The organism is Embleya sp. NPDC056575 (genome assembly GCF_042793325.1).
GTDB lineage: Bacteria > Actinomycetota > Actinomycetes > Streptomycetales > Streptomycetaceae > Embleya.
Map to the genome: position 1 here is coordinate 22,124 of NZ_JBHTVA010000049.1, position 21,395 is coordinate 43,518.

The 21,395-nt window shown below is 72.2% G+C and carries 21 protein-coding genes; 14 read left to right on the forward strand and 7 right to left on the reverse strand.

Annotation, left to right across the window (positions count from 1 at the left end; all coding sequences use genetic code 11):
- The first annotated feature begins 99 nt into the window (after window positions 1-99).
- Both ACFRCG_RS32275 and ACFRCG_RS32280 read left to right on the forward strand, forming a co-directional pair.
- Window positions 100-456, forward strand: a complete 357-nt coding sequence (locus ACFRCG_RS32275; RefSeq protein WP_126643946.1) for a helix-turn-helix transcriptional regulator — start codon at window positions 100-102, stop codon at window positions 454-456.
- A 121-nt stretch (window positions 457-577) separates the two neighbouring features.
- Window positions 578-1,945, forward strand: coding sequence for an MFS transporter (locus ACFRCG_RS32280; protein ID WP_380038099.1), 1,368 nt, complete (start codon window positions 578-580; stop codon window positions 1,943-1,945).
- A gap of 9 nt (window positions 1,946-1,954) precedes the next feature.
- Here the strand turns inward: ACFRCG_RS32280 and ACFRCG_RS32285 are convergent, their stop codons facing one another.
- Entirely contained in the window at window positions 1,955-2,638 is a 684-nt protein-coding gene (locus ACFRCG_RS32285; RefSeq protein WP_380037985.1) for a DUF4396 domain-containing protein, read from the reverse strand.
- 197 nt (window positions 2,639-2,835) lie between these two features.
- Here ACFRCG_RS32285 and ACFRCG_RS32290 point away from each other — a divergent pair, with 197 nt between their 5' ends.
- On the forward strand, window positions 2,836-3,291 hold the full coding sequence (locus ACFRCG_RS32290; RefSeq protein ID WP_380037987.1) for a DUF6153 family protein: 456 nt from the start codon (window positions 2,836-2,838) through the stop codon (window positions 3,289-3,291).
- A gap of 103 nt (window positions 3,292-3,394) precedes the next feature.
- Complete coding sequence (locus ACFRCG_RS32295) at window positions 3,395-4,063, forward strand: DUF305 domain-containing protein (protein WP_380037989.1); 669 nt, start codon at window positions 3,395-3,397, stop codon at window positions 4,061-4,063.
- 263 nt (window positions 4,064-4,326) lie between these two features.
- On the opposite strand, the gene ACFRCG_RS32300 is transcribed toward ACFRCG_RS32295, so the two are convergent.
- Window positions 4,327-4,776 carry a hypothetical protein gene (locus ACFRCG_RS32300; protein WP_380037991.1) on the reverse strand — a complete coding sequence of 150 codons (450 nt, stop codon included), beginning with the start codon at window positions 4,774-4,776 and terminating at the stop codon, window positions 4,327-4,329.
- A gap of 607 nt (window positions 4,777-5,383) precedes the next feature.
- On the opposite strand from ACFRCG_RS32300, the gene ACFRCG_RS32305 reads away from it, so the two are divergent.
- Window positions 5,384-6,748, forward strand: coding sequence for a DUF6895 family protein (locus tag ACFRCG_RS32305; protein WP_380037993.1), 1,365 nt, complete (start codon window positions 5,384-5,386; stop codon window positions 6,746-6,748).
- Between the two features lie 31 nt (window positions 6,749-6,779).
- Here ACFRCG_RS32305 and ACFRCG_RS32310 read toward each other — a convergent pair whose 3' ends face one another.
- The 5 genes from ACFRCG_RS32310 to ACFRCG_RS32330 form a co-directional block, all read right to left on the reverse strand.
- Entirely contained in the window at window positions 6,780-8,303 is a 1,524-nt protein-coding gene (locus ACFRCG_RS32310; protein WP_380037995.1) for an NAD(P)/FAD-dependent oxidoreductase, read from the reverse strand.
- Window positions 8,300-8,584: a (2Fe-2S)-binding protein gene (locus ACFRCG_RS32315; protein ID WP_380037997.1), complete on the reverse strand. Its 285-nt coding sequence runs from the start codon at window positions 8,582-8,584 to the stop codon at window positions 8,300-8,302. Before ACFRCG_RS32315 ends, ACFRCG_RS32310 begins: the two co-directional genes overlap by 4 nt.
- The gene (locus tag ACFRCG_RS32320) at window positions 8,577-9,746 is read right to left on the reverse strand and encodes an NAD(P)/FAD-dependent oxidoreductase (RefSeq protein WP_380037999.1); all 1,170 of its coding nucleotides are present in this window, start codon (window positions 9,744-9,746) and stop codon (window positions 8,577-8,579) included. Before ACFRCG_RS32320 ends, ACFRCG_RS32315 begins: the two co-directional genes overlap by 8 nt.
- Complete coding sequence (locus tag ACFRCG_RS32325) at window positions 9,746-10,666, reverse strand: dihydrodipicolinate synthase family protein (RefSeq protein WP_126634759.1); 921 nt, start codon at window positions 10,664-10,666, stop codon at window positions 9,746-9,748. Before ACFRCG_RS32325 ends, ACFRCG_RS32320 begins: the two co-directional genes overlap by 1 nt.
- A 310-nt stretch (window positions 10,667-10,976) precedes the next feature.
- Window positions 10,977-11,513 (reverse strand): helix-turn-helix domain-containing protein, encoded by a 537-nt coding sequence (locus ACFRCG_RS32330; RefSeq protein ID WP_078980568.1) that lies wholly within the window; start codon window positions 11,511-11,513, stop codon window positions 10,977-10,979.
- Between the two features lie 488 nt (window positions 11,514-12,001).
- Here ACFRCG_RS32330 and ACFRCG_RS32335 point away from each other — a divergent pair, with 488 nt between their 5' ends.
- From ACFRCG_RS32335 to ACFRCG_RS32375, 9 genes are all read left to right on the forward strand, one after another.
- Window positions 12,002-13,672: an ABC transporter substrate-binding protein gene (locus ACFRCG_RS32335; protein ID WP_380038001.1), complete on the forward strand. Its 1,671-nt coding sequence runs from the start codon at window positions 12,002-12,004 to the stop codon at window positions 13,670-13,672.
- A 109-nt stretch (window positions 13,673-13,781) separates the two neighbouring features.
- Window positions 13,782-14,777 (forward strand): ABC transporter permease, encoded by a 996-nt coding sequence (locus ACFRCG_RS32340; protein WP_380038003.1) that lies wholly within the window; start codon window positions 13,782-13,784, stop codon window positions 14,775-14,777.
- Window positions 14,774-15,694 (forward strand): ABC transporter permease, encoded by a 921-nt coding sequence (locus ACFRCG_RS32345; protein ID WP_380009462.1) that lies wholly within the window; start codon window positions 14,774-14,776, stop codon window positions 15,692-15,694. The genes ACFRCG_RS32340 and ACFRCG_RS32345 overlap by 4 nt, the downstream gene beginning before the upstream one ends.
- Window positions 15,695-15,711: 17 nt before the next feature.
- The gene (locus ACFRCG_RS32350) at window positions 15,712-16,761 is read left to right on the forward strand and encodes an ABC transporter ATP-binding protein (protein ID WP_380038005.1); all 1,050 of its coding nucleotides are present in this window, start codon (window positions 15,712-15,714) and stop codon (window positions 16,759-16,761) included.
- Window positions 16,758-17,759, forward strand: a complete 1,002-nt coding sequence (locus tag ACFRCG_RS32355) for an ABC transporter ATP-binding protein (RefSeq protein WP_380038007.1) — start codon at window positions 16,758-16,760, stop codon at window positions 17,757-17,759. Before ACFRCG_RS32350 ends, ACFRCG_RS32355 begins: the two co-directional genes overlap by 4 nt.
- Entirely contained in the window at window positions 17,756-18,949 is a 1,194-nt protein-coding gene (locus tag ACFRCG_RS32360; protein WP_380038009.1) for an amidohydrolase family protein, read from the forward strand. Before ACFRCG_RS32355 ends, ACFRCG_RS32360 begins: the two co-directional genes overlap by 4 nt.
- Window positions 18,950-18,995: 46 nt before the next feature.
- Entirely contained in the window at window positions 18,996-19,442 is a 447-nt protein-coding gene (locus ACFRCG_RS32365; protein WP_380038011.1) for a DUF4440 domain-containing protein, read from the forward strand.
- 168 nt (window positions 19,443-19,610) lie between these two features.
- A complete protein-coding gene (locus tag ACFRCG_RS32370; RefSeq protein ID WP_380038013.1) occupies window positions 19,611-19,997 on the forward strand; it encodes an ArsR/SmtB family transcription factor in 387 nt (128 codons plus the stop codon).
- Window positions 19,998-20,026: 29 nt separating this feature from the next.
- Window positions 20,027-21,247, forward strand: coding sequence for a malic enzyme-like protein (locus ACFRCG_RS32375; RefSeq protein ID WP_380038015.1), 1,221 nt, complete (start codon window positions 20,027-20,029; stop codon window positions 21,245-21,247).
- The last annotated feature ends 148 nt before the right edge of the window (window positions 21,248-21,395 follow it).

Genomic DNA, 21,395 nt, shown 5'->3' on the forward strand with positions numbered 1-21,395 from the left:
AATGCCCCGCGGCGGGCGAACGACCCGCGCGCGGACCCCCCGTCGCGGCGGAGCCGTGGCGTTCGGTCGCGGCTCCGGGATTCGCCCTACGATGTGCGCATGAGTACGGGCGAACGACACGCAGGTGCCTCGATGACGCAGGAGTCGGCCGCCGGTGAACGCCTGGAGGTCGCCGCTTCGGTCCTGGCCCTGCTCGCGGACCGTACCCGGCTCGCCCTGCTCGACCGGCTCGGCCGGGGTGAGGCCGACGTCACGACGCTGACCCGGGACTGCGCCGCGCCGCGCCCCTCCGTCAGCCAGCACCTGGCCAAACTGCGCCTGGCCGGCCTCGTCACGGCCCGCAAGGACGGGCGCCGCGTCGTCTACTCGCTGCGCCACGGCCATCTGCGGCGACTGGTGGACGAGGCGCTCCAGGTGGCCGACCACACGATCGGCGAACTGCCGCCGCACGACTGACGCGTGTGGGGCCACGCGCCTCCGGCGGGATTCGTGATGATCAACACGTGCATGTGTACGCACATGATGAGTACGCTGATCTCGCTCCTCGATGCCGCCGAACGGGACGAGGCCGATGCCGATGTTTGCCGTATTGCGAAATCGCACCTATCGCCGTCTGTTCACCGCGCAGGTCGTCGCGCTCGTGGGTACCGGGTTGGCCACAGTCGCACTGAGCCTGCTCGCCTACGACATCGCGGGGGCCGACGCCTCCGCCGTACTGGGCACGGCGCTCGCGATCAAGATGGTCGCCTACGTCGTCGTCTCGCCCGTCGCCGGCGCGCTCGCCCATCGGGTCTCCCGCCGGGGACTGCTGGTCGCGATGGACCTCGTCCGTGCCTTCGTCGCGCTCGCGCTGCCGTTCGTCACCCAGGTGTGGCAGATCTACGTGCTGATCCTGCTGCTCCAGGGCGCGTCGGCGATCTTCACGCCCACGTTCCAGGCCGTCATCCCCGAACTCCTGCCCGAGGAAGGCGAATACACGGCGGCCCTGTCGATGTCTCGGCTCGCCTACGACCTGGAGAGCCTGTTCAGCCCGGCGTTGGCCGTACTGTTCCTCCAACTGGTCTCGTACCACTGGCTGTTCGGCGGCACGACGCTGGGCTTCGTCGCCTCGGCAACCCTGGTCGTCTCGGTCGTGTTGCCTCGACCGGCCCCGGCGGAGCGGGCCGATGGTGTGCGGGGCCGGTATGCGCGAGCGGGCCTCGGATTCCGGCTGTTCCGGGAGACGCCGGGGCTGCGGGCGCTGCCGGCGCTCGATCTGGCGGTCGCGGCGGCGAGTGCGATCGTCTTCGTCGATACGGTCGTTCTGGTTCGTGAGCACTTCGGGCGGAGTGCGGGTGCGGTGTCGTTGGCCCTGGGCGCGTATGGCGGGGGTTCGATGGTGGCGGCCCTGCTGCTGCCGCGCCTGCTGCGCCGCTTCGCGGATCGGGGCGTGATGTCGGCCGCGGCCTGCGCGCTTCCGGTCGTACTGGCCGCCGTCGCGGGTGTTACCGCGGCGGCGCCGAACACGCGGTCCTGGGTGCTGCTCCTGGTCGCGTGGGCGGCGATCGGCGCGGCGTGTTCGCTGGTGCTCACCCCGGCCGGGCGGGTGATTCGGCGGTCGGCGGGGGCCGCGGACCTGCCCGCCGCGTTCGCCGCCCAGTTCTCCCTGTCCCACGGGTGCTGGCTGGTGACCTATCCGCTCGCCGGATGGTTGGCGGCGGGTGCGGGTATGCCGGTCACCGCGATGGTGCTGGGCGGCATCGCCCTGGCGGGGGTGGTCGGTGCGGCGGCGTGTCGGCCCCGTCGCGGGCGAACCGAACTCGCGCACGTGCACCGCGACTTGCCCGCCGACCACCCGCACCTGGTCGATGCCGTGCCCTCGGCCGGTGGGTGGCGGCACCGGCACGCCCATGTGATCGACCGGCACCATCACGCCCGGCCCGACGCGCTGTCGGAGCGGGCCTGAGGGGCTCGGTCAGTGGTACGCGTGCACGACCGCGTGGCCCTTGCCGCGGGCGATCAGCCAACGGTTGACCGGGACGGTGATCACGAAGGCGACGGCGAACGACAGCGCGAGACTGGCCCAGAAGAGCAGGTCGCCGAGTCCGGCGTGCATCGCGCCGGGCACGAGCATCATGACGCTGTTGTCCATCACTTCCATGACGATGATCGACACGGTGTCGGCGGCGAGCGCGACCTTGACGGCCCGGCGCAGATCGACGCCCGCGCGCAGGACGCCGCGCATGGTGAGGCCGTATCCGAAGACGAACGCGAGGACGACGGCGGTGATGATCGTGGCGAGGTTCGACCAGCCGAGCGCGGTGCCGATGATCATGCCCAGGACCTCGCCGATCGCGCAGCCGGTCAGGCAGTGCAGCGTGGCCATGGCCGCCATTTTCCAGGAGGCGGGGTCTTGCGGGGCGTGGCCGGCGTGGCCCGCGTGGCTCGCATGGTTCGCGTGGCCTGCATGGCCGTCGTGGCTTCCGTCGTCCTCGTGACCCCCGTGGTGCTTTTCGTGACCCCCGTGGTTTGCGTGTTCCCCGTGCTCGTGGTGTTCCCCGTGGTTGTCGCCGTCGTCGCCGTGGCCGCCGTGTGGGTGCTCGGAGTGGTGATTGTCCGAGTGTTGGTGTCCGGCGGGTGATTCGTGGTGTGTGGTCATGAATATCTCTCCCGTGTGTACTTGCGGCGCGACAGCGCCCGGCGAGCTTACGGGCTGGGGGTATGCATGACCAGAAGATCATTTCATCGGACCCCATTCGTCGATGTGTCGCTCCTGGGCCTAGTCTGGATACCAACGTGGGGTATGGGCGACGCGAGGCGGAGGGTGGGTAGGTGGCGACGCGGACGGCGGGACCGATGGCACGTGCGCCGCGTGGTATCGCCCGTGTCCTCGTGCGCGGCCTGCTCTTCCTGCTGCTGACCCTCGGCGTCATGGGCATGCACACGCTGGGCCATCCGGCGTCGGCGTCGGCGGCTGCGTCGGAGTCGGAGTCGGCGACCGAGGCCGCGCATGCGGTCGGTGCGGGTCGCGGTGCGATGGAGCCGATGGCGCCCGGCCGTCACGGCGGTTGCCCGGACGGCGACTGCTCCACCGACGGCGGCCCCCACCACGGCTCCGACCCGACCACGATCTGCCTGGCCGTGCTGCTCGCGGGCCTCGGCGTCGTGGTGGCGGCCTTGGCCGTACTCGCCCTGCGTCGCGCCCGGACCCGGCGTCGGCTTCGGCCGCGGGCCCGACTGGCGGCGTTCGTACTGGGGTTGCCGCCGCCGAGGACACCCGATCTCGCCCTCCTGCGAGTGCTGCGCATATAGGCCGACGTCCGGTCCCGGGCCACGGCCGGGGACTTCGCGCCCTGTTCCGCATCGCCGAGCCCGTCGTATGGGCGGGCCGCGCACTCCCAGGAGAAGCACGACCATGAAGCGATTCACCCGTACCCGTACCCGCACCCTCGCGCTGACTGCCGCCGTGTTGTCCGGCGCGCTCCTCCTTGCCGCGTGTGGTGGCGAGGACAAGGACAAGTCCTCGGCGAAGCCGTCCACTTCGGCGTCCGCCCCGGCCGCGGCGTCGGCTCCGGCGTCGGCGGGTGCGTTCAACGACGCGGATGTGATGTTCGCGCAGATGATGATTCCGCACCACGAGCAGGCCGTGGAGATGGCCGAGGAGGCGCCGGCCAAGGGGGCCGACCCCGAGGTGAAGAAGCTCGCCGCGACGATCGAGGCGGCGCAGGCCCCGGAGATCAAGCTGATGAAGGACTGGCTCACCACGTGGGGCAAGCCGACCTCGGCTCCGGGCGGCATGAACCATGGCGGCGGCATGATGTCCGAGGCGGACATGACCGCGTTCAAGGCGTCCACCGGCGCCGACTTCGACCGGCGGTTCCTGACCATGATGATCGAACACCACAACGGGGCGATCGCCATGGCGGAGACGGAACTCGCCCAGGGTGTCGATCCCGCCGCGCGTAAGTTGGCCGAGCAGATCAAGAGTTCACAGGCGGCCGAGGTACAGCAGATGCGGCAAATGCTTGCCGCCAAGGGCGGTACCACCCCGAGCTCGCCGTCGATGCCCGGCATGAACCACTAGCCGCCCCCGAACGCCGCCGCCGTCCCCCGCCGCCGAATTCCCACGCGGCCAGGGGCGGCGGCTGCCCGTGCACCCCGCCGGCGCCGAGCCCGCGCGCGGTGGTCCCGCCGGCGTGCGGGGCTGCGAGACTCGAAGTTCGCGACGAGACGGGTGCGTTGCTCGGCGAGAACCGGCCGGCAGCGAGGGAGCGGGAGGGTGGTCGGGTCCATCGACGTGCGCGGCACGCCGTAGATGACGGCCATCCGCCCGTAACGCCGCCCGGGTCAGTTCGGGGTCGGGGTCGTGGTGGCGTCGCTGTCGTCGACCCGGCGGACCTCCGGGGCGGGCCACTCCTCGAGGGAGTAGCAGACGGCGAAGTCGTCCACGTCCATCCAGCCCACCGCGTGGCGTGGGTCGTCCTCGGCGTCGGCGATCAGGATCGCCGCCGTGCCGTCGCGCGGATGGGTTCCGTGCGCGTGTCGAACGCCGAGGACCAGGACCAGGCGCGGCGAGAAGTCGGCGTTCGGCTCGAACTCCTCGCGCAGTCGCCAGGTTTGGCCCGGCGCGGCGATCAGCCACGGCGAGAGGTCGGCGACACGGTCGCAGGCCACCCGGGTGGCCGCGGCTCGGTCGAGGTGGTCGTCGGTGATCAGGGCGTCGATCCAGGCGTTGACGAGAGCTCCGGCGCCGAAGGCCCCGAGGAGATGGTCGATGCGCTTGTCGTTGGGGTTCATTGTCAGAACCCACGAGTGTGGACGGGGTATTGGTTCTCACCGGACCGGTTGGAGGTGGGATCGGGATTCTGATGGGTGGTACGAGTGGTGTACATGAGGCTCGGCGCTTCCTGTGGGGTCGGTCGACGGCGGGTGGACGGCCGGGCGGACGATCGTGGACGGCCTCCGTGGGTGTGAACCGGAACGGACGCCCGGGTATGCCGGGGTGGGGCGACACGATGGTGCGGATGCCGTCCGCGCGTGGTTCGCGCGCGGTCCGGGTGCGACCGGCGCGCGCCCCGCGTGCGGGTTCGGCGGCGACGTACGGCCCGATCGCGAGCGGTTTGTGACGCTCCGGCCGCGTATGGCCGGCCGCCGCGGTCACAGCGGCCACCCATGGTCGTGCATGGTTCGCCCATGAGTACGCAATACGAGGCGATTTGCTGATTTACCTGACGAACTGTCCACGACGGTGTCAAGCTTGAGGGTCCGAGTGGAGGAATACCGACGACTTGGCGGGGGATCCGATGGGTGAGTGGGGGCAGGGCGTGGAAATCGATGGGATCCGGCCGGTGGCGAGCGGGGACGCCGCCGGTGTGGGTGCCGGTACGCAGTCCGCCGAGCGGGCGTGATCCCGGAACCGCAGGGGGCCGAGGTTCTTCACTCGACCCCCGCCCGAGACGCCGCCCCCGACGCCGGCTCGATCCCGGCGAGCCGCGCCGCGCGTTCGGCCGGCAACGGCGCCGGCCATCCCGACGACGCACCCGCGCCGGCCCGCCGCCGACTGCTCCAGGTGCTCACCCTGGCCGAGTTGGGCCTTGAACGCCTCGAACGCCAAGGCTCCCTCCGGGAGCCGGCGGCCCGCCCCGACCCCGACCGCAGCGCCACCGAGCAGTTCGTCGTGGAGAGCGCCCGCCTCTTGCTGATCGCCGACCGGATTCCGCACTCCGCACCGGAGATCCGATCCGCGCTCCACCGCATCGCGACCCTGCTGGCCCCGCTCGCCCGCACTCCCGAGCGCACCGCGCTGCTCGTCCGACACCCGCGTACCGCCGTGCCGTTCGGCATCACGCATCTCGCCTTGGAGCAACTCGGCGTCCCTGATCCCCACTTCGCGGCCACGCTGCGTCGCGCCTTCGCCACCGGCCATGTGGACGCCGTCGAACGGCCGCCGCACCGCCGCCTCGAGGCGGCCTGGCTGCGTGCCCAGTGCGGCGGCGAACCGGTCGACCACACCGCACACCGCCAAGGCTCGATCCTGGCCGCACACCCGCACCCGCTGCACATGAGCCTCGCCGACCTGCACGCCCTCACGCACACCCTGTTCCACCTCACCGACTTCGGCCGCCGCGAACTCCCCGACGAAGCGGACCCGATCGAGCTGCGCCGCATTGTCGACGCCTGCCTGCTCTGGCACCTCTTCGAGGGAAACGCGGACCTGGTGGCGGAGTCGCTGACCGCCGCGCTGCTCCTGCCGGGCCCGGTGTCGCGCACCGCCCTGCTGTGTCGGGACGCACTCGACGCGTTGTGGACCGAGGTGGGGTTCCTGCCCGGTCCCGGCCCCGATCCCGACCGGCAGCCGACGCTCTCCGGCACGCCCACCGGCGCGGAAGGCGAGACCTACGCCTTCCGGCACGACTTCCACACGATGTACGCCGCCGGCCTCATGCACGCGGTGGCCCTCGCCCGCGCGCCGCACGACGTGTGGGCGCGGCCCGGAGCCCCGGCCCACTCGACGGGGGTCGGCGTGTACTCGGACCGATGGCCGCTGTGGATCCGCCTCGTCACGCGCGACGGACCGGGCCTGCCCGTCGGGTCGGCCGCCGAGGCGGCGATCATCCGGGCCGGGCGCAACGGCGCGTACGCCGACATGGAGAACGCCCTCCTGTCGGCCGCCGCGCACGGCGTCTCCCCGCTCACCGTCGCCCACGCCCGGGACCTGCTCGACCGCCACCTCACCAGCGACCGACGCGACATCGACGCGCGGAGATGACGACGCCGCGTCCCCGCCCACCCCACGGCCGCTACCTCACCACCGGCCCCGCGTCCGTCGGTGACTCCGCCGTCGTGGTCGCGTCGTGCGCGCGCGCCAGCGCGTCGACCGGGAGCGGTTTCACCGGTGGGCGGGCGGTGAAGGCGCCGATCGTCTCCCTCGGCAAGCCGGTTTCCCGGTGCAGGAGTTCGAGCAGGGCCGGGCCGCACATCCGACCCTGGCAGGGGCCCATGCCGGCGCGGGTGATCAGTTTGACCGCGTCGGCGGTGTCCAGGCCCGGGTTGTCCGCCAGCGTGCGGCGGACCTCGCCGAAGGTGATCTCCTCGCAGCGGCACAGCACGGTGTCGTCGTCGGCGAGCGCGTGCAGCCCGGCCCGGTGCGGTGCGCACGTGTGGTCCAGGAACGCCGCCATCCGCCCGGTGGCGGCCAACTCGGCCTCGATGGACCGTAGTTCCCGGTCGTGGGTGGCGGATTCGAGCAGGCCCAGGCTGCGGCCGATGTCGAGGCCGGCGCGGCGTCCGGTGGCGACGGCGTGTTCGGCGCCGGCCACGCCCGTGAGTTCGCCGGCCGCCCAGACGTGCGGCAGCGAGGTGCGCATCGCGTCGTCGTGGTCGAGCACCCAGCCGCCGGCCGGGCCGTCCCAGTGCGCCGCGCAGCCGGCCTGGCGGGCCAGCTCGGTGGAGGGAACGAAGCCGTAGCCGGTGCCCACGGTGTCGCAGCCGACGGTGCGGGCGCTGCCCGGGACCGGGCGCCAGTCCTGGTCGACGCGGGCCAACACGGCGGCGGTGACGTGCTGTTCGCCCTCGGCCCGCAGGAGCAGTGTGCGGGTGTGCACCGGCACGCCCGCCCGACGCAGCGTGCGCAGCGCGGCCAGGCCCTCGGCGACCTTGGCCCGGTTGCCGGGCAGCGCGGCGACCGCGCGGATCAGGTCGGCGGGAGCGGGCAGGTGCTGGGCGAAGGCGACTTCGGCCACGTCCGCGCCCGCGCGCACCAGTTGCGCGGCGGCGATCAGCAGCAGCGGGTGTGCGCCGGCCAGCACGATCCGCCGACCGGCGAGCGTGCGGTGGCCCTTGAGCAGGGCCTGGATGCCGCCGACGGTGAGAAAGCCCGGGAGGGTCCAGCCCGGGAGCGGCACCGGCAGGTCGTAGGCGCCGGCGGTGAGCAACAGGGCGCGCGGCAGCAGGACTTCCACCCCCTCGGGTCCGTGCACCGCGACCCGGGGCCCGGCCGGGACGGGGGTGCCGGGCGGCGCCGCCCAGCCGTCGGGCGCCGTGCGGGTGGCGAACACGCCCCAGGCGGTGGTGTGGTGGGCGAAGTCGATGCCCGGATGCGCGGCGGCGCGGGTGAGCAGCGCGCGCCCGGCCGCGTACGCGGGGGCGGAGAGCGGGTCCGGGCCGGGGTTGCCCGGGTCGGGGCGGCGCCAGATCTGGCCGCCGGGGCGCGGCTGTTCGTCGACGACCAGGACCCGGGCGCCGTGCGTGGCGGCGGTGACGGCGGCGGCCAGCCCGGCGGGGCCGGCGCCGACGACGAGCAGGTCGGGGGTGGTGGTGTTCATCGGGCTTCCTCGCCGGTGGTGTCCACGGTCATGCCGGCGCGTACGGGTTCCTGGCAGGAGCGGATCAGGGGCGCGCCGTCGACGGTGACGGTGCACTCGAAGCACACGCCCATTCCGCAGTAGGCCGCGCGCGGCCGGCCGGCGCGGTCGTGCCGGGTGACGGGTTCGTCGATCGCGATCAGTGCGGCGGCGAGCGAGCGACCGCCCGGCACCTGGCGCGGGACGCCGTCGAGGGTGATGGTCACCTGCCCCGGACGGCCGGAGGGGGAGTGGTCAGACAAAGTTCAACGCTCCGAACCGTGCGGGGGAGTAGTCGTCCAGGGGCAGGGCGGTACTTCCGGTCAGGATCTGTTCGGCGAGCAGGCGGCTGTAGGTGGGGCCGAGGGTGAAGCCGGATCCGCCGGTGGCGACGTACAGGTCGGGGCGGCGCGGAACCGGGCCGAGCAGCGGGAGTTGGTCGGGGGCGAGCGAGGTGGCCCCGGACCATACGCGCAACACGGGCAGCCGCTGTACGGCCGGCACCACGCGGGCGGCGTCGGCGCCGGCGAAGACCGAGTCCAGGCGCAGTTCTGGGCGGGCGTCCAGGTTCAGGGTGCCGGCGTGCTGGACGAACTTGGCGGCCCGGCCGCCGCCGATCAGGATGTTGCCCTCCGCGCTCTGCTTGAGCGAGAGCCGCCGGCCGGCGTGTTGCACCAGGTGCGGAACCAGCGGCCGGGTGGCGGCGGTGACGGTCATGGTCAGCGCGACCGGGACCACGGGCAGCCGGATGTCGGCCATCGCGGCGACCTCGGCGGTCCATACGCCGGCCGCGACGACCACGGCGCGCGCGCTCAGGCGCGGGCCGGCGGCGGTGTCGGCGAGCCAGTGCCGGCCGTCGTGGCGCAGCGCGGTCAGCCGTACGCCGGTCTCGATCCGGGCGCCGAGCCGCCGCGCGGCGCGGGCGTAGGCGTGCGTGACCAGGCGGGGGTCGGCCTTGCCCTCGCCGGGGCACCACGCGGCGCCGACGACCCGCTCGGACAGGTATGGGGCCAACTCGTGCGTGGCGCGGGCGTCGAGGAGTTCGACGTCGAGGCCGTGGCTGTGCTCCAGGTGAGTCTTGTGCGCGAGCAGGGCCAGGTCCTCGGGGCTCTCGGCGAGCATCAGGCCGCCGCCGCGGCGTACGCCGCACGGTTCGCCGAGTTCGTCCTCCAGGCCCGCCCACGAGTTCATCGCGTCCAGGTGCAGCGGCAGCGCCTCGGCGGCGCGGGCGGCGACGGCGTGGCCGTGTTGGATCATCCGGTATTCGAGCTGGAAGTGCAGACTGCCGGCGTTCTGGCCGGAGGCGTGTCGGTTCAGCTGGTCCTTCTCGATCAGATGTACGCCGGCACCGCCGCGGGCGAGGTGGTAGGCCACCGCGCAGCCGAGCAATCCGCCGCCGATGACCAGGACTTCGGTGCGTTCCATCAGGAGACGAGTCCCAACTCGGCGAGGGTGGCGTGGACTTGGTCGGCCTCGGCGACGGTGAGCGGAAGCAGCGGGCGGCGCGGGTGTCCGGCGGGAACGCCGCGCAGGGTGAGGGCGTGCTTGAGGATGGCGGGGGCGCTGGCGAAGCGCGGCCCGTAGTCGCGGGTGAACCACGCCCGCATCAGCACCCGGTCGCGGGCGCCGACGGCCAGCGCCGCCGCCTCGTCGCCGGCGGCGAGGTGGGTGAAGAAGGCGGGGTGGTCGCGGCCGAGCACGGCGCCGGCGCCCATCAGGCCGTCGCCGCCGATGCCGCGCATCAGGGCGGCGCCTACCGCGTCGGTGGTGATGCCGAAGTAGCGCACCCGCTCGTGCAGGGCGACCAGGCCGCGGACGAAGCCGCCGAAGTCGCCGGTGGAGTTCTTGATCGCCACCACGGTGGGCAGGTCGGCGAGTGCGGTCAGGGTGTCGGTGTCCAGGTCGACGCCGGTGCCACGCGGCCAGTTGTATACGCACAGCGGGATGTCGACGGCGGTGGAGACCTCCTCGTAGAAGGCGATGGTCTCGCGCGCGTTGGGCACCACGTACGGCGGTGGGGTGAGCAGGATGCCGTCGAGGCCGGCGGCCCGGGCCGCGCGGGCGTGGCCGATCGCGGCGGCCGCGGTGTAGGCGTTGCAGCCGCCGAGCAGGGTGTATCGGCCGCGGACCCGGCGGGCCGCGTGGGTGAACAGGGTGGCGCGTTCGGTCGCGGTGAGCGTGTACCACTCGCCGGTGGTGCCGGCGATGACCACGCCGTCCAGGCCCTCGGCGGCGAACCATTCCAGTTGTTCGTCCCAGGCGGCCAGGTCGAGGTCGCCCTGGGAGGTGAAGGGGGTGGTCACGGCCGGTATGTAGCCGTGCCAGTCGACGGTGGTGCGGTCCATGCCCTCGATCCTTTCGGGGACACAAACCCGGGATCCGACACACGCGGGCCGTTCGGCACCGGTGGGCCTCGTACGCTCCGGCCGTGCGACGCGGTCGGCTCGCGTGTCCGGGGTGTGGGGGAGCGACCACACCCCGGACACGCGGGCCGACCGCGCCGTGGCGACGCGACGCCCGCACGTCGCGGGACGTCGAGGGGACCCGTGCCTACGGCCCCGGGTGTACCCCGCGACCACCGGGCCCGCCGGGACCGCCCGCCGCGCTACGGCGTGGGAAGTACCCGCGTTCCGGTGCCCCGGGCGCACCCGCGCCTCACGGCATGGGCGGTGTGACCGCGACCAGTAGCCGTGCCGGGGCGTCGGAGTTGTTGACGAACCGGTGCGGCAGACGCGAGTCGAACGTGATCGCGTCGCCCTCGTGCAGGTGGTGGACACGACCGTCCACCTCGACGTCGAGTTCTCCGGCGAGTACCGTGGCGCATTCCGTGGAGGGATGGCTGTACGGCTCGTCGGAGGAGGCCTGGCCCGGCTCGATGTCCGCTTCCAGCACTTCCAGATCGCCCGTTCCGGGGGTGAGCCTGGAGTAGGTGATGTGCTGACGGGCGGCACCGAGCCGCATGCGCCGCTCACGCGTGGTGACGGCCACGCGCGGTACGTCGGGGTCGTCGAACAGGGTGGCGATGGAGGTGTCGAAGACTCGGGCGAGCTTGCGCAATGTGCTCAGGCTCGGTTCCGCGGCGCCGTTCTCCAACTGGCTGAGCATGCCCGCGGAAATACCGGCTGCGGCGGCCAACTGACGCAAGGTCAGATCGTGCGCCTGCCGTAGTTCGCGCAGTCGGTCACCCAGCATGGTCCGATCCCGTTCGCTTCGCTGCCGAGTACCCTCGACTCGTGGATCCTGGCTTGTGCTATCGACTTGTTCAACGTGATTGAACGCTTCGGGCCGAAGATAAGCACGGTGCCGATCCCCCGTCAAGATCGATTGGCTCGGTGTGGGGGTGAAGCACGCCCTCCCGGCGTACCGCGAGCGAAGTACGCGTCGGTGAAAGCGGGTTCGCCGCTCCCCGGGCGCCGCTGTCGGCATTTGTCCCCGACAACGCCTGTGAGCAGTCATCGAGCAGGCGGCGAGCAGTCATCAAAGCGTTATCAAAGCGGAGAATGATCGCTCCATGTGGATCCTTGATCACCAAACATAAATTTTTGGTCCCACATGTCGAGATGTGGAAAAAAGTCATTGACCACCACCTCGACCCGCGCCTACTTTCGAGCCCACCGTTCAGCCAGATCAAACACTCGGTTCCGTCATCGGCCGATCGGGTGCCTTGAGAAAGGTGCGCCATGCAGGGCAATCAAGCCATCGGGGACAACAGCGGCAGCACGACCGCGGGCAGGTCGGCAGGCAGCAGATCCGCCCGCCGCCGGGCCGTGCGACGCGCCGCCGCGCCCGTCGCGGTCACCGTGGCCGCCGCCATGATGCTCGCCGCGTGCGGCGGCGCGAAGAAGAACACCGACGACAAGGGCGGAGGCGGCGGAGGCACCCTCGTGGTGGACACCTCCTTCAGCCTCAAGACCGCCGACCCGGGCCGTACCTTCGAGCCCACCGGCATCATGGTCACCCGGCCCGTCTACGACACGCTGCTCACCTTCGCCAACGGCGACGTGACCAAGCCCGTGCCGCTGCTCGCCTCCTCCTACGAGGCCTCGCCCGACGCGAAGACCTTCACCTTCCCGCTGCGCTCGGAGGCCAAGTTCTCCGACGGCACACCGGTCACCGCGAAGGATGTCGTCTTCTCCTTCAACCGGGTCAAGAACCTCAAGGGCAACCCGGCCTTCCTGCTGGACGGCGTGACCGCCACCGCCAAGGACGAGCACACGGTGGTGCTGACCACCGCGGCCGCCGACCCCGCGCTGCCCTTCCGCATCGCGACCCCGGCGCTCGGCGTGGTCAACTCCAAGACCGTGGCCGCGCACGGCGGTTCCGACGCGGCCGGCGCCGACCAGGGCGACAAGGCCGAGCAGTTCCTCAACGGCGACTCGCAGGGCAGCGGTCCGTACAAGATCACCAAGTACGACGTGTCCACCGAGGTCATCCTCACCCGCAACGAGAACTACTGGGGCGCCAAGCCCAAGTACGCCAAGGTCGTGGTGCGCAACGTGCCCGCGAACACCCAGCAGTTGAACGTGCTCAGCGGCGAGAGCCAGATCTCCCTCGACATGTCGCCCGACCAGGCGGTCAAGGTCAAGGGCCAGGCCCAGGTGCTGCAACAGCCCACGCCCACCACCGCGTTCCTGTTCACGAACGACAACCCGGCGATCTCGCCGACCACCTCCAACAAGGACTTCCAGGAAGCCGTGCGCTACGGCCTGGACTACAAGAGCCTGTTGGACGTGGCCGGCGCCGGATCCGCCCAGGCGGCCGGGATCGTGCCCAGCTTCTTCACCGGCGCGCTCGACCCGGGCAAGGCCGTCCAGCGCGATGTCCCGCGCGCCAAGGCCGCGTTGGCCAGGGCCGGGCTGAACAACCCGAGCGTCGACCTTTACTACGCGTCCGACGTGACGATCAACGGCATCAACTTCGGCGACCTCGCCGCCCGGGTGCAGGCCAACCTCAAGGAGGTCGGCATCAACATCAACCTCAAGCCGGCCCCCACCCAGACCGCGCTCGACTCGTACCGCAACGGCTCCGAGGCGATGGGCCTCTGGTGGTGGCAGGCCGACTACCCGGACGCCAGCGACTACCTCGCCTTCACCCCCGGCGAGCTGGTCAGCCTGCGCGCCGGCTGGAAGGCCGAGGCCAACCCCGAGGTGTCCGGCCTGGCGCAGAAGGCCAAGACGGCCACGTCCGACACGGAACGTGTGACGGCCTACAAGCAGTTGCAGGAGTCGATGAACAAGACCGGCCCCTTCATGCCGCTGCTCCAGCCCGCCCAGGTGATCGCCGCGAACAACTCGGTCAAGAACCTGCGCTACAACCCGATCTGGTACATCGATGTCGACAAGCTCGGCTGACCCCACCGCCCGACCCGGCACGCCCCGGGCGGCCGCATCCCCCACGGGGGGTGCGGCCCCCGGGCCCCGGGCCGCGCGCGGCTCCCACCCCTTCGCCAGGTTCGTCCTGGTGCGCCTTTCCATCGGTCTGCTGCTGTGCGTGGGCATCACCGTCCTGGCCTTCGTGCTGACCCACTCCGTGCCCGGCGACCCCGTCGCCGCGAACCTCGGCGACCGGGCCCAGAACGACCCGGCCGCGGTCGCCGCGTTCAAGGAGAAGAACGGGCTCAACGACTCGCTGCCCTCGCAATACTTCACCTACCTGGGCAACCTCCTGCACGGCGACATGGGCACCTCCCAGCAGACCCACCGGGCCGTCTGGGACGACCTGGCCGACAAGGTCCCCGCCAGCATCGAACTCGCCCTGTTCGCCATCGTGTTGGCCCTGGTGATCGGTGTCGGCCTGGGCATCGTCGCCGCCGTCACCCGCAACGGGTGGCCGGACCGGGTGATCCGGGTGATCAGCCTCGCGGGCGTGTCCATGCCGGTCTTCTGGCTCGCCCAAGTCGCCTTCTACCTCTTCTCGTTCAAGCTCGGCTGGATCCAGGCGGGCGGTCGGCTCTCCCCCGGCGCGATCCCCCCGGACGAGATCACCGGCCTCTACACGCTCGACTCGCTCCTGGTCGGTGACACCGGGACCTTCGGTGAGGCCTTCTCCCGGATGATCCTGCCCGCCTGCGTACTGGCCGCCTTCAACATCGGCGTACTCACCCGCTTCACCCGCGCCGCCGTGCTCGAAGCCCTCGGCAACGACTACGTGCGCGCCGCCCGGGCCAAGGGACTTCCCGAGAGCACGGTCATCCGTCGGCACGTGTTGCGCCCCGCGCTCACCTCGATCCTGACCGTCGCCGGACTCACCTTCGGCGGCATGCTCGCCGGCACCGTGCTCGTCGAGAACGTGCTGTCCTGGCCGGGGCTGGGCCAGTACGCCTACAAGAGCGCGCTCAACCTGGACCTGCCGTCCATCATGGGCGTCTGCCTGTTCGTCGCGGTCGTCTACGTCGTGATCAACCTCCTCGTGGACCTGCTCTACGGGGTCATCGACCCGAGGATTCGCCTCTCGTGAACGCCACGCGCCTGTTCCTCGGCGATCGGCTCGGAGCCGACCGCACCCCCAGCCCGGACGACGACGCCCCCCGGCGCAAGCCCCGACGCGCCGGGAAGTCGCCCTGGCGCAGCCCGTTGGCCGTCACCGGCCTCGCCATCATCGGCGTCTTCCTCTTCGCCGCCGTATTCGCCTCGCTGATCTCCCCCGAGGACCCCCTCGCGCAGAAGTGGCCCAAGTACCAATCCCCCTCCGGGGACCACTGGTTCGGCACCGACCAACTCGGCCGCGACATCCTGTCCCGGGTCATCCACGGCACCCGGATCTCACTGCCGCTGGCGCTGCTCCTGGTGGTCCTGGCGATGGTCATCGGTACCGTCCTGGGCGCGGTCGCCGGGTACTTCGGCGGCTGGATCGACATGGTCGTCATGCGCTGCGCCGACCTGGTGCTCGCCTTCCCGGCGATCATCCTGGCCATGGCCGTGGTCGCCGCGCTCGGGCCGAACCTGACGAACGCCGTCCTCGCCGTGGTGATCGTCAGCTGGCCGACCTACGCCCGCGTGGTGCGCGGCCTGGTACTGACGCTGCGGCAATCGGACTTCGTCCAGGCCGACCGACTCCTCGGCGCCTCCGGATGGCGCGTACTGGCCGTGGACCTGCGGCCCAACCTGGCCGGACCGGTCGCCGTGCTCGCCGCGCTCGACCTGGGCAACGCGGTACTGCTGCTGTCCGGACTGTCCTTCCTCGGCCTGGGCGCGCAACCGCCCGCCGCCGAGTGGGGTGCCATGGTCAACGCCGGATCGGCGAACTTCGACGCGTGGTGGGTCGCGGTCTTCCCCGGCGCGGCCATCCTGCTCTCGGTGCTCGCCTTCAACTTCCTGGGCGACACCCTGCGCGACGCGCTCGACCCGCGTACGGCCCGGGCGATCCGAAAGTGACTCCGAAAGTGACGGAGATGAACGAGAACCCCGCTTCGCCGCCCGCCGCCCGCGAGAAGTCGACATCGGGCGCGGAACCCGTGCTGGCGATTCGCGATCTGGTCGTCGAACTGCCCGGCCCCGACGGGAGTCCGCTGCGCGCCATCGACGGCGTCGACCTCACCGTCGGGCGCGGCGAGATCGTCGGCCTCGCCGGAGAGAGCGGATCCGGCAAGACGATGACCGCGCTCGCCCTGCTCGGTCTGCTGCCGCAGGGCGGCACCGCCGCCGGGCAGATGCTCGTCGAGGGCGACGACGTCCTGAAGATGACCCCGCGTCAGGTCCGCGACCTGCGTGGCAACCGGGTCGCGATGGTCTTCCAGGACCCGATGACCTCGCTGCACCCGATGCTCAGCGTCGGCAAGCAGCTCACGGAACACCTGCGCCACCACAAGAAGTTGGACAAGCGCGCGGCCAACGCCCGCGCGGTGGAACTGCTCACCACGGTGCGCATCCCCGACCCCGAACGGGCGCTCGGCCGCTACCCGCACCAGTTCTCCGGCGGCATGCGCCAGCGCATCGCGATCGCCATCGCGCTCGCCTGCGACCCGGCGCTGCTGCTCGCCGACGAGCCCACCACGGCCCTGGATGTCACCGTCCAGGCGGGCATCCTGCGCCTGCTGGACCGACTGCGCCGGGAGAACGGCCTGTCCGTGCTGATCATCACGCACGACCTCGGCGTGATGTCCGCCCTCGCCGACCGGGTCAGCGTGATGTACGCGGGCCGCATCGTGGAGAGCGGGCCGCGTGCCGACGTGCTGCGCGAACCCCGACACCCGTACACCCGGGGCCTGTTGGACGCGCTGCCGCACCCGGACGGGGGCAACGCCGCGCTGGTGCCGATCGTCGGCTCGCCGCCCAAGCTCGGCCAGGCGCCCAGCGGTTGCGCGTTCCACCCGCGCTGCCCGCACGCCGTGGCCGCATGCGCCGAGGAGCGGCCGAACCTGCTCGCGCTGACCCCCACCCACGCCGGCGCCTGCCCGATCGACCCCCTGGCCGTCACCGCCTCGAAGGTGGGTACCCCATGACCGCGCTCTCCACCTCCAACCTCACCGTCACCAGCAAGGACGTCGGCCTGCGGCTGCACGACCTGTCCGTGACCTACCGCTCGCCGGGCCGCCCGCAGGTGCGCGCGGTGGCCGGGGTGAGTCTGGCGGTGGCCCCGGGGCAGGTGGTCGGCCTGGTCGGCGAATCCGGCTGCGGCAAGTCGACCCTGGGCAAGGCCGCGGTCGGGCTGCTCAAGCCCGCCGGCGGCCGGGTCACCTTCAACGGCCGGGCGGTCGACACGCTGGGCCTCAAGCCGCGGCCGAGCGACCAGCGCGGCCTGCAGATGGTCTTCCAGGACCCCTACGCCTCGCTCAACCCGCGGCGCCGGATCGGCGAACAGATCTCCGACGCCGTGGTGTTGGCCGGCGGCACCCGCGAACGCGGCCGCGAGACGGCCCGCGAACTCCTCGAACGGGTCGGCCTGGCCGCCGAGTTCGACGACCGCTTCCCGCACGAGTTCTCCGGCGGGCAACGCCAACGCATCGCCATCGCCCGGGTGCTGGCGGCCGAGCCGTCGTGCATCGTCGCCGACGAGCCGATCGCCGCCCTGGACGCCTCCGCGCAGGCGTCGGTGGCCAACCTGCTGCTCGACCTGGCCCGGGAGCGCAACGTCGGCCTGCTGTTCATCTCGCACGACCTGTCCATCGTGCGGCAGATCGCCGACACCGTCGCGGTGATGTACCTGGGCACCGTGGTCGAGAGCGGCCCCACCGCGCAGGTCTGGGACGACCCGCGCCACCCGTACAGCAAGGCGCTGATCTCCGCGGTGCCGCGCGCCGACGGCAGCGGCGAGTTGCCCGTCGACCTCCCCGGCGACGTCCCCGACCCCGCCTTCCCGCCCACCGGCTGCCGGTTCCACCCGCGCTGCCCGATCGCCACCGACGCCTGCGCGGTGGACGAGCCCGCACTGGTGGAATTCCTCCCGGAGCGCAGGGCCGCCTGCTCGATCCTCGCTCCCGCTCTCACGAAAGTCGGGTGACCGCACCCATGTGGTTGACCAACTGTCACGTCGTCGACGTCGTCACCGGCGAGGTCCTGCGCGATCGCAGCGTGCACATCGACAACGGTGTCATCGTCGAGGTGTCCGCCACCGCGCCGGCGGACGCCGACGTCCACGACCTGGGCGGGCGGCACCTGCTCCCCGGGCTGATCACGTGCCACTCGCACATGTCGATCGTCTTCCCCTTCTCCGAGACGCGCGAGGACGAACCGGCCGAGTTGACCGCGTTCCGCGCCGCGCAGCGGGCCGCCGACGCGCTGCACGCCGGGGTGACCACGATGCGGTGCGTGCACGAGCAGAACCGGATCGACTTCGTGCTGCGCGAGGCGCGCGCCCGGGGCTTCATCCGCGCCCCGCGCGTATTCGGCGCCGGTCGTGCGCTGTCCACGCCGGGCGGCCACGGCGAGGGCTCGGACTGCGTCTACGTCAAGGGCGCGGACGCCTTCTACCACGCGGCCATCGGCGAACTGGAGGCCGGCGCCGACCACATCAAGATCTTCATCAACTCCGGCCTGGCCCGCGAGGGCGAGGACTTCGAGCACGCCGAGATGACCGACGCGGAGATCGCCGCCACGGTCAAGGCGGCCGACGAGCACGGCGCCTACGTGGTCGCGCACGCCGGCGAGTCCGCCGCGATCCGCCAGGCCGTCGAACTGGGCGTGCGCTCGTTCGAGCACATCTACGCCCTCGACGCGGAGACCGCGCGCCTGCTCGCCGAGCGCGAAGCGTTCGTCACTCCGACGCTGTGCGTGACCAACTCGCTGGGCTGGATGCGGGACAACCACTTCGACGAGGGCTCCGTCGTCAACGCCAAGAACGCCATCGCGCCGCACCAGGAGAGCTTCCGGCGCGCGGTCGAGGCGGGCGTACAGGTGGTCAACGGCACCGACGTGCCACCCGGCGATCGGGTCGACGGGGTGTCCGCCGTCGTGCACGAGATGTACCTGATGGCCAAGGGCGGCCTGGACAACCTGCGCGTGCTCCAGGCGGCCACCGTCACCGCGGCCCGACTGATCCGGGCCGAGGACCGGCTCGGACGGATCGCCCCCGGCTACGCGGCCGACCTGATCGCCGTCGACGGCGACCCGCTGAGCGACCTCGGCGCGATGGGCCGGATGTCCTTCGTGATGCTGGAGGGCGAGGTCGTCCGCGAGGACGTACCGGTCTGACCTCCCGCGCGCCGCCCGCTCGCCCTCTCCGATAGGACCCGCACCGATGACCACCCCTTCCACCTCCCGCGACGCCCACCGCCCCGCCGGGTCGGCCGAGGACCGTGCCGCCGTGTGGAGCGCCCTGCTCGACATCTACGCCGGCTTCACGGCCGGCGACCGGGAGCGGATCGACCGCCGCATCCACCCCGAGGCCACCATCTGGGACTCGGCCGCGCCCGAACTCCTCTTCGGCCGCGCCGACCTGGACCGCATCCGGGCCGAGCGCCCGGTCGGCCCCGACGCCCCGGTGGTCACCGGGATCCACGCGAGCGACGAGGTGATCGACATCTGGGACGACACCGCCCTCGCCCGCTACAACCTGCGCGTCGACTTCGCCCCCGCCACCGACGGCACCGTCCTGCCCTCGGAACACATCCGCAACACCGCCGTGGCCCGCCGCTTCCCCCAGGGCTGGCTCGTCGTCCACAACCACGAGGACGTCCTCGGGTAGCAACGCCGAACACCCGGCCCGGACGGCCCCCGCCGTCCGAGCCGGGCGGCGGGGGCCGCGGTGGGACTTGCTAAGGTGTGCGATTGCTCAATCCGCGCAGATGCGAGGAGCATGCCTCGGCGTGCGCCGGTTTCGGCCGGGCACGGCGCGCGGGAAGGACGTGGAGCGGTGAGCACACCCCTGTACGAAATGAAGGCCGAGTTCTTCAAGACGCTCGGTCACCCCGCCCGCATCCGGGTGTTGGAACTGCTCAGCGAGCGCGAGTACGCGGTCGCCGAGATGTTGCCCGAGGTCGGCATCGAAGCCTCGCGGCTGTCCCAGCAGCTGGCCGTGCTGCGGCGGGCGAACCTGGTGGCGGTCAGCCGGCGCGAGGGCTCGACCGTCTACTACACGTTGACCAGTCCGCGGGTGGCCGACCTGCTCGCCGTCGCGCGCGGGATCCTGACCGGGCTGCTCACCGACCAGGTGGGCCTGCTCGAAGACCTGCGCGCGGCGACGCCGGGCACGTCCCCGACCACCGCCGCGGCCGACGGGGCCGGGAGCCGGCCGTGCTGAGCCGGGGGCGGGGCGGCGCGGAGCGGCCCGTGCCCAATCCCGCCTACAGCGTCCGGATCCACATCCCGCCCGACGCCGACACGATCGTGGAGAGCGTGCTCGCCGACGCCCCGGGCACGGTCGCCCGCCGGGCGGACGAACCGGATGTGACCGGTGCGCGGCGGATCACCCTGGACGCCGACGGCCCGCGCACCCTCGCCTGGCTCACCCGCACCCTCGCGCGTCGCCTGGGTGCCGACCTGCTGCACGCCCAGGACCCCGTCTTCACCACCGCCTCCACCGGCAAACTCACCCTGCGGGTATGTGCGGCCACCAGCACCGGACACGACGTCGCGCTCCTGGACGCCGACGCCGACCGCCGGGTCGTCTCGCACCTGGCCGCACACCCCGAACAGATCGACCGCTACACCGGACGCGGCCACCGCGTCGCGCTGATCAGCGACGCCAGCGCCGTCCTGGGCTTCGACGAACTGCCCGCCGACGCGGTCCTGCCCGCCCTCGAATCGCAGGCCGTGCACCTGCGCCGGGCCACCGGACTCGACGTCTTCCCGCTGCCGGTGGCCACCCCCGACGTCACCGACATCGCCCGCGCGGTCCGCATCCTGGCCCCCGGCTTCGCCGCCGCGGTGCTGGTACACACCCGCCTGGACCGGGTTACGGTCACGCACGACGCGCTCGGCCCGACCCCGCCGGTGCTGCTCCTGGACACGATCAACGACGGCCTCGCGCCGGCGACCGCCGCCGCCACGGTCAACGCCCTGGTCAACCGTGGACTCAACCCGCTCTCCGCCCGGGTGATCGTGGTCGACCCCGCCGCCGGCGGCGACCTCGCCGGACTGCTGATCGCCTGCGGCATCGCCGACCTGACCCTGTTCGACCCGTTCACCCACCGCGCCGACGTGCTGCACACGATCGCCGAGGGCGCCGACCTGATCGTCGACCTCACCGCCTTCGCCACCCCGCCCCCGGGCGTCCCGGTCCTGCGCGCCCGTCCCGACACCCCGCCCGCCTTCGGCGCCACCACCACCGGGCCACGCCCGCTGCACGCCCTCCCGGGCCTGCTCACCGCGGCCACCACCACCCGCCGTGCGATCACCGGCCACGCCCGGGTCGCCGCCGTGTACGCGCTGATCGAGAACACCCCGCGCAACGCGCTCCTGCCCCCGACCGACCAACCCGGCCTCACCGCCGTGGTCGCCGCGGCCGCCACCCGGGCGCTCGAGAACGACCCGGACCGGGACCGGGGCTGACCGGGATCGGGGTCGAGACCCCGTCGCGGCGCCCCTTCGGTCACCCGTAGGCATGATCCGGTCGCGGTTCGGTGCGGATTCGGTGGTCGGGAATGGGCGTGTCCGGTGTCGGATCGGCGGGCCGACGGCCATCCTGGGGTCGGCGGGT